The 12,689-nt window shown below is 64.5% G+C and carries 9 protein-coding genes; 5 read left to right on the plus strand and 4 right to left on the minus strand.

Going from position 1 to position 12,689, the window contains the following annotated elements:
- Positions 1-126: 126 nt before the first annotated feature.
- Complete coding sequence (locus AB5K84_RS42605) at positions 127-2,916, plus strand: [protein-PII] uridylyltransferase (RefSeq protein WP_038965190.1); 2,790 nt, start codon at positions 127-129, stop codon at positions 2,914-2,916.
- A 146-nt stretch (positions 2,917-3,062) separates the two neighbouring features.
- Here the strand turns inward: AB5K84_RS42605 and AB5K84_RS42610 are convergent, their stop codons facing one another.
- Complete coding sequence (locus AB5K84_RS42610; protein ID WP_011083737.1) at positions 3,063-3,593, minus strand: methylated-DNA--[protein]-cysteine S-methyltransferase; 531 nt, start codon at positions 3,591-3,593, stop codon at positions 3,063-3,065.
- Between the two features lie 98 nt (positions 3,594-3,691).
- Here AB5K84_RS42610 and AB5K84_RS42615 point away from each other — a divergent pair, with 98 nt between their 5' ends.
- The 3 genes from AB5K84_RS42615 to AB5K84_RS42625 all read left to right on the plus strand — a co-directional run bounded on the left by AB5K84_RS42615 (position 3,692) and on the right by AB5K84_RS42625 (position 6,869).
- A complete protein-coding gene (locus AB5K84_RS42615) occupies positions 3,692-4,048 on the plus strand; it encodes a DUF1304 domain-containing protein (protein ID WP_182869854.1) in 357 nt (118 codons plus the stop codon).
- 190 nt (positions 4,049-4,238) lie between these two features.
- Positions 4,239-5,465, plus strand: a complete 1,227-nt coding sequence (locus AB5K84_RS42620) for an ABC transporter substrate-binding protein (RefSeq protein WP_011083735.1) — start codon at positions 4,239-4,241, stop codon at positions 5,463-5,465.
- A gap of 177 nt (positions 5,466-5,642) precedes the next feature.
- Positions 5,643-6,869: an ABC transporter substrate-binding protein gene (locus AB5K84_RS42625; protein WP_028172601.1), complete on the plus strand. Its 1,227-nt coding sequence runs from the start codon at positions 5,643-5,645 to the stop codon at positions 6,867-6,869.
- A 162-nt stretch (positions 6,870-7,031) separates the two neighbouring features.
- Here the strand turns inward: AB5K84_RS42625 and AB5K84_RS42630 are convergent, their stop codons facing one another.
- Entirely contained in the window at positions 7,032-7,457 is a 426-nt protein-coding gene (locus tag AB5K84_RS42630) for a DUF1330 domain-containing protein (protein WP_011083733.1), read from the minus strand.
- Between the two features lie 180 nt (positions 7,458-7,637).
- On the opposite strand from AB5K84_RS42630, the gene AB5K84_RS42635 reads away from it, so the two are divergent.
- Positions 7,638-9,851, plus strand: a complete 2,214-nt coding sequence (locus tag AB5K84_RS42635) for a transglycosylase domain-containing protein (RefSeq protein ID WP_011083732.1) — start codon at positions 7,638-7,640, stop codon at positions 9,849-9,851.
- 294 nt (positions 9,852-10,145) lie between these two features.
- On the opposite strand, the gene AB5K84_RS42640 is transcribed toward AB5K84_RS42635, so the two are convergent.
- A complete protein-coding gene (locus AB5K84_RS42640) occupies positions 10,146-10,985 on the minus strand; it encodes a M48 family metallopeptidase (RefSeq protein WP_011083731.1) in 840 nt (279 codons plus the stop codon).
- Between the two features lie 321 nt (positions 10,986-11,306).
- Complete coding sequence (locus AB5K84_RS42645; RefSeq protein WP_011083730.1) at positions 11,307-12,635, minus strand: polyhydroxyalkanoate depolymerase; 1,329 nt, start codon at positions 12,633-12,635, stop codon at positions 11,307-11,309.
- Positions 12,636-12,689: the final 54 nt, after the last annotated feature.

The raw sequence follows: 12,689 nt of genomic DNA on the forward strand, positions 1-12,689 counted from the left end.
ATCCCTCCCTTGAAAGCGGGTCGCCCGAGAACAACTTTGCCCGATGCCGGGCTTTTCAAGCATGGAACGACTATTGCCAGCGAATGGCGGGTGACAGCGCCTGTCACCTCTTATATCCGGTGTGACATGGACAGCGTCACGACAGAGCACAAGCAAGAGGTGGACGATCGCTTCGACACCGCGCGGATCACCGCCGCGGTCGATGCGCTTGCCGAAAAGCACCAGGGACGCGAGGACGCGTTCCGCACGGCCATGGCGCAATTGCTCAAGGCCGAGCTGATCGCGGCGCGCGCCGCCGCACAGGCGATCCTGCTGAAGGACCGCCATGGCCGTCGCTGCGCCGAGCGGCTGTGCCATGTGCAGGACGAGATCATCCGCATCCTCTATTCGGCGGCGACCCGCCATCTCTACCGCTCGCCGATCCCGAGCGGCGCCGAGCGCATGGCGGTGGTCGCGACCGGCGGCTATGGCCGCGGCCTGATGGCGCCGGAATCGGACATCGATCTGCTCTTCATCCTGCCCTACAAGCAGACCGCCTGGGGCGAGCAGGTCGCCGAGGCGATCCTCTATTGCCTCTGGGACATGGGGCTGAAGGTCGGGCACGCCACGCGCTCGGTCGACGAGTCGATCCGGCAGGCGCGCGGCGACATGACGATCCGCACCGCAATCCTGGAGACGCGCTTCCTGACCGGCGACCAGCCGCTCTATGACGAGCTGGTCGAACGCTTCGACAAGGAAGTGGTGCAGGGCACCGCGTCCGAATTCGTCACCGCAAAACTCGCCGAGCGCGAGGAGCGGCACCGGCGCGGCGGCCAGTCGCGCTACCTGGTCGAACCCAACGTCAAGGACGGCAAGGGCGCCTTGCGCGACCTGCACACGCTGTTCTGGATCGCCAAATACGTCTACCGCGTCCGCGACACCGACGAGCTGGTCGAGCGCGGCGTGTTCGACGCGCAGGAATACCGCACGTTCCGCCGCTGCGCCGATTTCCTGTGGTCGGTGCGCTGCAACCTGCACTTCTACTCCGGCCGCGCCGAAGAGCGCCTGTCCTTCGATCTCCAGCGCGAGATCGCGGTCCGGCTCGGCTACACCTCGCATCCCGGCATGCAGGACGTCGAGCGGTTCATGAAGCACTACTTCCTGGTCGCCAAGGAAGTCGGCAACCTCACCGCCATCCTCTGCGCCAAGCTCGAGGACCAGCAGGCCAAGCCCGCGCCGGTCCTGAGCCGGATGATGGCGCGGCTGCGCCCGACCCCCGCGAAGCGGCGCGTGCCTGACAGCGACGACTTCATCGTCGACAACAACCGCATCAACGTCGCCGCGCCCGACGTCTTCAAGCACGATCCGGTCAACCTGATCCGCATCTTCCGCCTGGCGCAGAAGCACAACCTCGCCTTCCACCCGGATGCGATGCGCGACGTGACGCGCTCGCTCGGCCTGATCAACGCCCAGCTTCGCGAGAACCCCGAAGCCAATCGGCTGTTCATGGAGATCCTCACCTCCGACAACGCGGAGATCGTGCTGCGTCGGATGAACGAGACCGGCGTGCTCGGCCACTTCATCCGGGCCTTCGGCAAGATCGTCTCGATGATGCAGTTCAACATGTATCATCACTACACCGTCGACGAGCATCTGATCCGCTGCGTCGGCTTCCTCCAGGACATCGAGCGCGGCGGCATCGAGGAATTCGCCGTAGCCAGCGACCTGATGCGCAAGATCCGGCCCGAGCATCGCTCGGTGATCTACATCGCGACGCTCCTGCACGACGTCGCCAAGGGCCGGCCGGAGGATCACTCCATCGCCGGCGCCAAGGTGGCGCGGCGGCTCTGCCCGCGGCTCGGCTTCAGCCCGGCCGACACCGAGCTCGTGGCCTGGCTGATCGAGGAGCATCTGACCATGTCCACGGTCGCGCAGTCGCGCGACCTGTCGGACCGCAAGACGATCGAGAATTTCGCTGCCGTGGTGCAGTCGGTCGAGCAGATGAAGCTGCTGACGATCCTCACTACCGCCGACATCCGCGGCGTCGGTCCCGGCGTGTGGAACGGCTGGAAGGCGCAGCTGCTGCGTTCACTGTACTACGAGACAGAACCGGTGCTGACCGGCGGCTTCTCGGAAGTCGACCGCGGCAAGCGCCTCACGGCCGCATACGCCGAATTCCGCAACGCCTTCGCCGAATGGCCGGCGGACGAGCTCGACGCCTATATCGCCCGGCACTACCCGGCCTACTGGCTCAAGGTCGAGCTGCCGCGCAAGATCCGCCACGCGCGCTTCGTCCGCTCCAGCGAGCAGGCCGGCCACAAGCTCGCGATCAATGTCGGCTTCGACGAGGTGCGCGGCGTCACCGAGCTGACTATCTTCGCGGCCGACCATCCCTGGCTGCTGTCGATCATCGCGGGCGCCTGCGCCTCCGCCGGCGCCAACATCGTCGACGCCCAGATCTACACCACGACCGACGGCCGCGCGCTCGACACGATCTCGATCTCCCGGGAATACGACCGCGACGAGGACGAGGGAAGGCGCGCCACCCGTATCGGCGAGATGATCGAGGACGTGCTGGAAGGCAAGCTGCGCCTGCCCGAGGTGGTGGCGCGGCGCACGGTGCGCAGCAAGGCACGGCCCTTCGTGATCGAGCCTGAAGTGACCATCAACAACCAGTGGTCCGACCGCTACACCGTGATCGAGGTATCCGGCCTCGACCGGCCCGGCCTGCTCTACGAGCTCACCACCGCGATCTCGAAGCTCAATCTGAACATCGCCTCCGCCCACGTCGCGACCTTTGGCGAGCGCGCGCGCGACGTGTTCTACGTCACCGACCTGCTCGGCGCGCAGATCAACGCGCCGACCCGCCAGTCCGCGATCAAGAGCGCGCTGACCCACGTGATGGCCGGCGACAAGGCGGTTCAGCCCGCGGCGTGACGGCGGTCGCGCGCACCTCTCTCCCCTCGTCATTCCGGGGCGCCGCGCAGCGGCGAGCCCGGAATCCATCGAGCCACTGGTGACGCGGATAAATGGATTCCGGGTTCGCGCTACGCGCGCCCCGGAATGACCACGGGAGTGAGAACCTAGACCTCCACTCCCTCGTGCCGCAGCAGCCAGCGCTTACGCTCGAGCCCGCCGCCGTATTTCACCAGCGAGCCGTCGGCGCCGATCAGGCGGTGACAGGGCAGCACCACGCTGATCGGGTTGGAGCCGTTGGCATGGCCGACGGCGCGAATGGACCTGGGCATGTCGATCCTTGCGGCCAGCGCGCCGTAGCTCATCGTGGTGCCGGCGGGGATTTGCGCAAGCGCGGTCCAGACCTTTTGCTGGAACGGTGTGCCGGCGATGCGCCATGCGATCGCTGATAGCCTTCCGAGGTTACCTGCGAAGTAATCCGACAGCGCGGCCTTGATCGCTGCCGGCGCGGAGCGCTGGCTCAGATCCACCGCGCCGTAGTGCAGGCGCAGCAGCTCGCGCATGCGGTGCTCGTAGTCGTCCCAGTCGAGCGCACGCAAGGCGCCCTCGGCATCGGTGACGAGCAGGGCGGTTCCGATCGGCGTCGCCAGACGATCGAGGCCGAAGCGTTCCGGCAGGCTGGTTGATCGAGCGGCCATTGCGACTCCATCACTTCAAATCATGGGATCGCACTTGCCATGCCGGGCGTGCTACCGTCCACCCGAAAGCTGACGCTTTGGGGGAGCTCAACTTGAGTCTGATCGCGAATATCCTGGTGGCGCTGGTCGCCGCACTGCACGCCTACTTCCTGATCCTGGAGATGTTTCTCTGGGACAAGCCGCAGGGCTTGAAGGTCTTTCGCAATACGTCGGAAAAGGCCGCGATCACGAAGGTGATGGCTGCCAATCAGGGCCTCTATAACGGCTTCCTTGCCGCCGGCCTGATCTGGGGCCTGCTTCACGGCAACCCGGCCTTTGCATTCCAGATCAAGGCGTTCTTCCTGCTTTGCGTGATCGTGGCCGGCGCCTATGGCGCGGCGACCGTCAGCACGCGCATCCTGCTCGTGCAGGCACTGCCGGCGGCGATCGCGCTGGTGGCATTGTTCCTGGCCTAGGACCGCTGGCCTAAGATCCTTGGCCCAGGATCTTTGGCCTTAAGATCCTTGGCCTGAGACGCTACGGCGCAGTGCCGCGATCCTTGCGCGGCGGCGAACGTTCCTCCACACTCTTCGGCAGCGATGGCGACCGTTGCAACCAACGGAAAAGACCATCGGCCGAAAATTCCGTCAGGAGGAACAACCCAACATGAGCAATCGCAGAGTCTTCATGGCTGCCACGGCGGCGCTCGCCTTCGCGTTCTCCGCCAGCCAAGCCATCGCACAGAAGAAATATGACACCGGTGCGAGCGACACCGAGATCAAGATCGGCCAGACCGTGCCGTTCTCCGGCGCCTACTCCGTCTATGCCAATATTGGCAAGACCCAGGCCGCCTACTTCAAGATGATCAACGACCAGGGCGGCATCAACGGCCGCAAGATCAACCTGATCCAGTATGACGACGCCTATTCGCCGCCGAAGACCGTCGAGCAGGTCCGCAAGCTGGTCGAAGGCGACGAGGTGCTCTTCACCTTCCAGCTCATCGGCACCGCGGCCAACGCCGCCGTGCAGAAATATCTCAACGGCAAGAAGGTGCCGCAGCTGCTGGCCTCGACCGGCGCGGCGCGTTTCAACGATCCGCAGAACTATCCCTGGACCATTGCCTACAATCCGAACTACGTGTCCGAGGGGCGCATCTACGCCAAGTACATCCTCAAGGAGCATCCGAACGCCAAGATCGGCGTGCTCTACCAGAACGACGACATGGGCCGCGACTACCTCGCGGGACTCAAGAGCGGCCTCGGCGACAAGGCCGCCAGCATGATCGTCGGCGAGGTGTCCTACGAGGTCACCGATCCGACCGTGGATTCGCAGGTGGTCAAGCTGAAGTCGATGGGCGTCGACCTGTTCTATGATGCCTCGACGCCGAAATTCGCCGCGCAGGCCATCAAGAAGCTCGCCGACCTCGGCTGGACGCCGGTGCACATCCTCGACATCAATGCGAGCCCGATCTCGGCGACGCTGAAGCCGGCCGGCCTCGAGATCTCCAAGGGCATCATCTCGACCCAGTATGGCAAGGAACCCAGCGATCCGCAGTGGAAGGACGATCCGGGCGTGAAGGCCTTCTTCGCCTTCATGGACAAGTACTTCCCGGAAGGCGACAAGCTCAACACCGTCAACACCTATGCCTATTCGGTGGCCGAGCTGCTGGTGCAGGTCCTGAAGCAATGCGGCGACGACCTCACGCGCGAGAACGTCATGAAGCAGGTCGCCAACATCAAGGACTTCACCCCGAGCTTCGCGCTGCCCGGCATCAAGATCAACACCGGGCCGAACGACTACCGCGTCAACAAGCAGATGCAGATGATGAAGTTCAACGGCGAGCGCTGGGAGCTGTTCGGACCGATCATCGAGGACAACGGTCCGTCGGGCTAGCGACTCGGAGACGTCACAGGGTGGGTTGGCGAACCGCAGCCCACCCTACGAACTGCGGGCACATCCCCGCCTTGCGTTGCAGCAACGCCTCCTCCACACTCCCCGGCAGCGATGGCGCCGGGCGCGCAACAGTGCGTCCGGCAGATCATCGGCAATAACAAGCTGAGGAAATTGCGAATGAGGAATGGAATGCTGCATCTGGCCACGGCAACGGCACTGACCCTGGCGCTGTCGGTCTCTGCGGCCAATGCCCAGAAAAAATATGATCCGGGCGCCAGCGACACCGAGATCAAGGTCGGCCAGACCGTGCCGTTCTCGGGGCCAGCGTCGGCCTATGCGTCGATCGGCAAGACCCAGGCCGCTTACTTCAAGATGATCAACGACCAGGGCGGCATCAACGGCCGCAAGATCAATCTGATTCAATACGACGATGCCTATTCGCCGCCGAAAGCGGTGGAGCAGGTCCGCAAGCTCGTCGAGAGCGACGAGGTGCTGCTCACCTTCCAGATCATCGGCACGCCGTCGAACGCGGCCGTGCAGAAATATCTCAACTCCAAGAAAGTGCCGCAGCTGTTCGCGGCCACCGGCGCCTCGAAGTTCACGGACCCCAAGAACTTCCCGTGGACCATGGGCTACAATCCGAACTATTTCGTCGAAGGCCGCATCTATGGCCAATACATCCTGAAGGAGCATCCGAACGCCAAGATCGGCGTGCTCTATCAGAACGACGACCTCGGCAAGGACTATCTGAACGGCATCAAGGCCGGCCTCGGCGACAAGGCTGCCAAGATGATCGTGACGGAGGCGTCCTACGAGGTGTCCGACCCGACCGTCGATTCGCAGATCCTCAAGATCAAGGATGCCGGCGCCGATTTGTTCTTCAGCGCGACCACGCCGAAGCAGGCGGCGCAGGCGATCAAGAAGATCGCCGAGCTCGGCTGGCATCCGGTGCAGATCGTCGACATCAACGCGACCTCGGTCGGCGCGGTGATGAAGCCGGCAGGGCTCGATGCCGCCAAGGGCGTCATCAGCGTCAACTACGGCAAGGACCCGCTCGATCCGACCTGGAAGGACGATGCCGGCATGAAGCGGTATCTCGACTTCATGGCGAAATACTACCCGGACGGCGACAAGGACTCGAACTTCAACACCTACGGCTACGGCACCGCGCAGCTTCTGGCCCATGTGCTCCAGCAGTGCGGCGACAACCTGACGCGCGAGAACGTCATGAAGCAGGCGGCGTCGCTGAAGGACGTGACCGGCGACATCGCGCTGCCGGGCATCAAGGCCAACACCTCGCCGACCGACTACCGCGTCAACAAGCAGCTTCAGATGATGAAGTTCAACGGCGAGCGCTGGGAGTTGTTCGGCCCGATCCTGGAGGATGCGGGGCCGGCGGGTTAGTTTCCTCCGCTGTCATTCCGGGGCGATGCGACAGCATCGAACCCGGAATCTCGAGATTCCGGGTTCGGCTCTTCGAGCCGCCCCGGAATGACTGAACAAGAAGGCGTGGATGGCTGGGTCAAGCCCGGCCGTGACGGCAGAGAGAGTGTCGCTCCGCGGCTCTCAAGTCGGCACCTCGCCAAAATTCTTCCCCACCGGCAGCACCGCGTGCCGGATCAGCCGCGAATCCTCCACGGCGGCCTGGCGGTGCTTCACCGCCTCGCGATAGACGGGATCGCGGATCATCTCGACGAAGGCGGCGACGCTTGGGTATTCGGCGATGAAGCAATGGTCCCAGCGTTCCTCCTGCGGGCCGATCAGCATCAGCTCGAACCTGCCCTGCCAGACGATGCGCCCGCCGAGGCGTTCGAACACCGGGCCGCTCTCGCGGCCATAGGCCGCGTAGGCCTCCGCGCCGCTCGCCTTGCGGCCGTCCGGGTAGACGGCGTCTTTGCGCAGCCGCACCAGATTGAGCATGTGGATCGGGCCCGGGCGATCGTTGTCCCGGAACTGCGCGAAAATCTCCTTGGTCGGATCGATGTGGCCCATAGGTACTCCCTCGTGTGTTCCCTCTTGTTTTGTGGCGGCGATCCTAGCTTCGCCGTCCGATCAGCGGAACTGCGGCGGACGAATGCCGCACCTCCTAATCGCGCGTTAACGCCTGGGTAACCGGGCCTTAAACAGCGACCGCTAGCGTGCGGCGGGGCGGGCTGACCGGGCGTTTTGCGTATGGCGTGGGGAAAGAAAAAGGGTGGGCGGAAGGAGCCGCTGTTCGGCTTGCCCGCGGCGCTCGCCGACCTGCGCCTGACCGCGGCCGACCGCGTCCCGGGCGGCGAGGACAAACCGAAGAAGTCAGCGAAATCATCCGCCAAGCGCAAAGCTGAGGATTCCGGCGACGAGCCGCCGCGCGAGCGGAAGCCACCGGCCGGCCGCAGCGGCGCCAAGCGCCGGTCGAAGTCGCGTATCGGCGCCAGCCTTGGCCGCCTGGTCTACTGGGGCGCGGTGGTGGGCCTGTGGGGCGCCATCGCCGTGGTCGGCGTCGTGATCTATGTCGGGGCCCATCTGCCGCCGATCCAGTCGCTGGAGATTCCCAAGCGTCCGCCGACGATCCAGATCGTCGGCATGGACGGCAGCATGCTGGCGCAGCGCGGCGAGATGGCCGGCGCCAATGTCGCGCTGAAGGATCTGCCGCCATACCTGCCCAAGGCCTTCATCGCCATCGAGGACCGCCGCTTCTATTCGCATTTCGGCATCGATCCCGTCGGCATCCTGCGCGCCCTCGTCACCAACGTGCTCCATCGCGGCGTGTCGCAGGGCGGATCGACGCTGACGCAGCAGCTCGCGAAGAACCTGTTCCTGACCCAGGAGCGCACCATGCAGCGCAAGCTGCAGGAGGCGGAGCTCGCGATCTGGCTGGAGCGCAAGCATTCCAAGGACGAGATCCTGGAGCTCTATCTCAACCGCGTCTATTTCGGCTCCGGCGCCTACGGCGTCGAGGCCGCCGCGCAGCGCTATTTCGGCAAGTCGGCGAAGAACGTGACCATCGCGGAAGCCGCGATGCTGGCCGGCCTCGTCAAATCGCCCTCGCGGCTTGCGCCGAACCGCAACCCGGAAGGCGCGGAAGCGCGCGCGCAAATCGTGCTCACGGCGATGGCGGATGCAAGGTTCATCACCGAAGCGCAGGCGCAGGCCTCGATCGGCCATCCCTCCTACAACGTGAAGCCGGTCGGCGCCGGCACGGTCAATTACGTCGCCGACTGGATCGGCGAGGTGCTGGACGACCTCGTCGGCCAGATCGACGAGAGCATCAAGGTCGAGACCACGATCGATCCGAAGCTGCAGGGCGTGGCGGAAGCCGCCATCATCGACGAACTCGCGGCCAAGAGCGTGAAGTTCAATGTCAGCCAGGGCGCGCTGGTGGCGATGACGCCCGACGGCGCCGTGCGCGCCATGGTCGGCGGGCGGAACTATTCCGAGAGCCAGTACAACCGCGCGGTGACCGCCAAGCGCCAGCCGGGCTCCTCGTTCAAGCCGTTCGTGTACCTGACCGCGCTCGAGCAGGGCCTGACGCCCGATACCGTGCGCCAGGACGCGCCGATCGAGGTCAAGGGCTGGAGACCTGAGAACTACACCCATGAATATTTCGGCGCGGTGACGCTGACCCAGGCGCTGGCGATGTCGCTCAACACGGTCGCGATCCGCCTCGGCCTCGAGGTCGGGCCGAAGAACGTGGTGCGCACCGCGCACCGGCTCGGCATCTCCTCGAAGCTCGAGCCCAATGCCTCGATCGCGCTCGGCACCTCCGAAGTCTCGGTCGTCGAGCTGGTCGGCGCCTATGCGCCCTTCGCCAATGGCGGCTTCGCGGTGACGCCGCATGTCGTCACGCGGATCAGGACGCTCAGTGGCAAGCTGCTCTACATGCGCCAGCCCGACGAGCGCAACCAGGTGATCGACCCGCGCTATGTCGGCATGATGAATTCAATGATGCGGGAAACGCTGATATCAGGCACCGCCAAGAAGGCCGAGATCCCCGGCTGGCCGGCGGCCGGCAAGACCGGCACCAGCCAGGATTACCGTGACGCCTGGTTCATCGGCTACACCGCCAACCTCGTCACCGGCGTCTGGCTCGGCAATGACGACAACGCGCCGACCAAGAAGGCCACCGGCGGCGGCCTGCCGGTCGAAGTCTGGTCGCGCTTCATGCGCACCGCGCACGAGGGCGTGCCGGTCGCGAACTTGCCGAACTCGCAAGCGAGCTGGGGCCTGTCGAACCTCGCGCAGGCGGCATCGCAGGTGTCGCCGCCGACGGCGGCCGCGCCCGGACCGGCGCCGGCGAGCAATGGCGGCTATCGCCCGCCACCGACGCGCGCCAATGCGCGGCCGGAAGCGGCGGCGGGGCTGGATGGCTGGCTGATGGACCGGCTGTTTGGCGGCAATCGATAGGTTCGGCTTGAGGTCTCCATGACCTCAAAACAAAAACTGCGAAAACAACCCCATGCACAGTAGCCGGTGATTGGCGGCGTGATGCTGGGTGGATTGTGCGAGGTCATTGATACGTCGGGCAAATCAAAAGCCGTAGCGCAAGGCGCTGACGTCGCCCCACTCTCCGCCGTCATTGCCCGCGAAAGCGGGCAATCCAGTACGCTGCGGCCTCTCGATTCAATAACAACCGCCTCGGAATACTAGATCGCCCGCTTTCGCGGGCGATGACAGCTCCAATTTGGTTAGCAGCCGACGCTAATCCTCGACCCCGTACCGGTGCAGGTCGTTCCCGCACGTGTCGAGCCACTTCTTGGCGCGCTCCATCGAGGGGCAGACCTTGCCGCACACGCGCCAGAACCGCGCCGAGTGGTTCATCTCGACGAGATGGGCGACCTCGTGGGCGGCGAGATAGTCGAGCACGAAGGGCGGCGCGAGGATCAGGCGCCAGGAGAACGACAGCGAGCCGGCCGAGGTGCAGGAGCCCCAGCGGCTGGATTGGTCGCGGATCGACAGCCGCTTGACCCTGACACCAAGCTCGGCGGCATAGGCTTCGGCCGAACGCTGAAGATCGTGGCGCGCCTCGCGCTTGAGGAAGTCATGGACGCGGCGGTCAGCATGCTCGACGCCGCCGGCGACGCAGAGAATGCGTTCACCGCTGTCGCGCACTTCGGTCCACACCGTGCCGCGCGCACCGGCGCGATGAACGATACGATGGGGAACACCGCGAAGCGGTATCACTGTGCCAGGCTGGAACGGCGCGGCCTTCGGCAAACGCCCGAGACGTGCCGCAATCCATGCACCGTGACGCTGCGCGAAGTCTTTTGCTTCGGCGAGCGTGCCGCGCGGCGGCATGGTGAGGATGGCTTCGCGATCGCTCGGATGAATTCTGAGCGTGTAGCGGCGCGCACGCCTGTGCCGGCGCAGCCGAATCGCAAAAAACTGCGATCCATGGGTGATGACGAGGGTCTTTGGCTCGTGGGGCCGCCGATAGAGGAGTGCGCGAGTGGCCATGTCTGTCAGTCCGGGGAGCAGGAGTTCGCCCGGATTCTGCCATAACCGCCGCCAGGGAAAGCGCTCGGCGCAAAAACAAATCATTTGCCCAATATACAGGGGTCTGGCGTCCGGGAGACCCTACAGACTGGGGTTGGAACCCGCTTTTTTCGCCCCCTCCGGACGCATGCGACACCCCCAAGGGGTGAGGGCTGACTCACTCCTATAAAGCTACCTAAATACCGCGAATCTGGAGGGAACCAAGCCCTGCCGGAACCTCCGGCAGCACCCGAATTTTCGACGGGAAAGCCGAAAAACGCGTCGAGAGCGATGTCCGCTCCGATGTGATCGAACGGAGATGGCTCTCGATTCCACTTCTGACGCGTTTTCTTTGCGCGGACCGGTCCCGCTTCGCTCGAAAACGCTCTATTCGGCCGCGAGAGCCTGCAACGAGCTCGGATTCGCAGCGGAGACCATGAAGTCGTGAATCCTCGGCACGATTTCCGACTTGAAACGCGAGCCGTTGAACACGCCGTAATGGCCGACGCCCTTCTGGACGTAATGAACGCGGCGATGATCGGGGATCGAGCGGCACAGTGTGTGCGTTGCTTCGGTCTGACCGAGACCGGAGATATCGTCGTTCTCGCCTTCGACCGTCATCAACGCCACACGCTTGACCTTGGAGAGATCGACGCGGGTTCCACGATGGGTCATCTCGCCCTTCGGCAGCGCGTGCTTCACGAACACGGTGTCGACGGTCTGCAGGTAATACTCGGCGGAGAGGTCCATCACCGCGAGATATTCGTCATAGAACTCACGATGCTTGTCGACGAGATCGCCGTCGCCCTTCACCAGATGGGCGAAAAGCTGCTTGTGGGCATCCATGTGCCGGTCGAGATTCATGCTGATGAAGCCGTTGAGCTGCAAAAATCCCGGATAGACGTCGCGCATCATGCCCGGATGCGGGAACGGCACCTTGGTGATGACGTGGTTGCGGAACCAGTCGATGCCGCGCTCCTGGGCGAGGTTGTTCACCGCGGTCGGATTGCGGCGGGTGTCGATCGGGCCGCCCATCAGGGTCATCGAGGTCGGCACGAACGGATCGCGCTGCGCTTCCATGATCGAAACGGCGGCGACGACGGGCACCGAGGGCTGGCACACCGCCATGACATGGGTGTTGCCGCCGAGGACGTGCAACATCTCGATGATGTAGTCGATGTAGTCGTCGAGATCGAAGCGGCCGTCGCTGAGGGGCACCATGCGGGCATCGGCCCAGTCGGTGATGTAGACATCATGCGCGGGCAGCAACGCCTCGACCGTGCCGCGCAGCAGCGTCGCATAGTGGCCGGACATCGGGGCCACGATCAGCACGCGCGGCTGCGGGCTGCGCAGCGGACGGGTGAACTTGCGATCGAAGTAGAGCAGCCGGCAGAACGGCTTTTCCCAGACCGAACGGATCTCGACGGGGACGCGGATGCCGTTGACCTCGGTGTCGTTGAGGCCCCATTCCGGCTTGCCGTAGCGGCGCGTGGTGCGCTCGAACAATTCGCAGGCCGCGGCGACCGACTTGCCGACCTCGGTGCGCGCCCAGGGATTGAGGGGATTCTGAAACAGGAACTTGGTCGCGTCGGTGACCGCACGTGCCGGATTGAGAGAGGCGTGGGCCATCTCGTACATCCAGTACATCGGCGTCGTCAGGACCGGACTGCCTTCTGCAGCCAGGGGCGGCGCGCCGCCAAACTCACCAATAGGCATCGCTATATCCCTCTTCGCATCGCAGCATACTGCCGAATGCGTAATATTGCGTCA

The sequence above is a fragment of the Bradyrhizobium sp. 1200_D9_N1_1 genome (assembly GCF_052075915.1).
In the GTDB taxonomy this organism is placed as follows: domain Bacteria; phylum Pseudomonadota; class Alphaproteobacteria; order Rhizobiales; family Xanthobacteraceae; genus Bradyrhizobium; species Bradyrhizobium diazoefficiens.

What these genes read in the sequence shown, in the direction of transcription:
- AB5K84_RS42630 (WP_011083733.1), bottom strand. Translation starts at nt 7,457, where the DNA reads ATGGGCCACATCGATCCGACCAAGGAGATTTTCGCGCAGTTCCGGGAC.
- AB5K84_RS42645 (WP_011083730.1), bottom strand. Translation starts at nt 12,635, where the DNA reads ATGCCTATTGGTGAGTTTGGCGGCGCGCCGCCCCTGGCTGCAGAAGGC.
- AB5K84_RS42625 (WP_028172601.1), top strand. Translation starts at nt 5,643, where the DNA reads ATGAGGAATGGAATGCTGCATCTGGCCACGGCAACGGCACTGACCCTG.
- AB5K84_RS42620 (WP_011083735.1), top strand. Translation starts at nt 4,239, where the DNA reads ATGAGCAATCGCAGAGTCTTCATGGCTGCCACGGCGGCGCTCGCCTTC.
- AB5K84_RS42635 (WP_011083732.1), top strand. Translation starts at nt 7,638, where the DNA reads ATGGCGTGGGGAAAGAAAAAGGGTGGGCGGAAGGAGCCGCTGTTCGGC.
- AB5K84_RS42610 (WP_011083737.1), bottom strand. Translation starts at nt 3,593, where the DNA reads ATGGCCGCTCGATCAACCAGCCTGCCGGAACGCTTCGGCCTCGATCGT.
- AB5K84_RS42605 (WP_038965190.1), top strand. Translation starts at nt 127, where the DNA reads ATGGACAGCGTCACGACAGAGCACAAGCAAGAGGTGGACGATCGCTTC.
- AB5K84_RS42640 (WP_011083731.1), bottom strand. Translation starts at nt 10,985, where the DNA reads ATGATTTGTTTTTGCGCCGAGCGCTTTCCCTGGCGGCGGTTATGGCAG.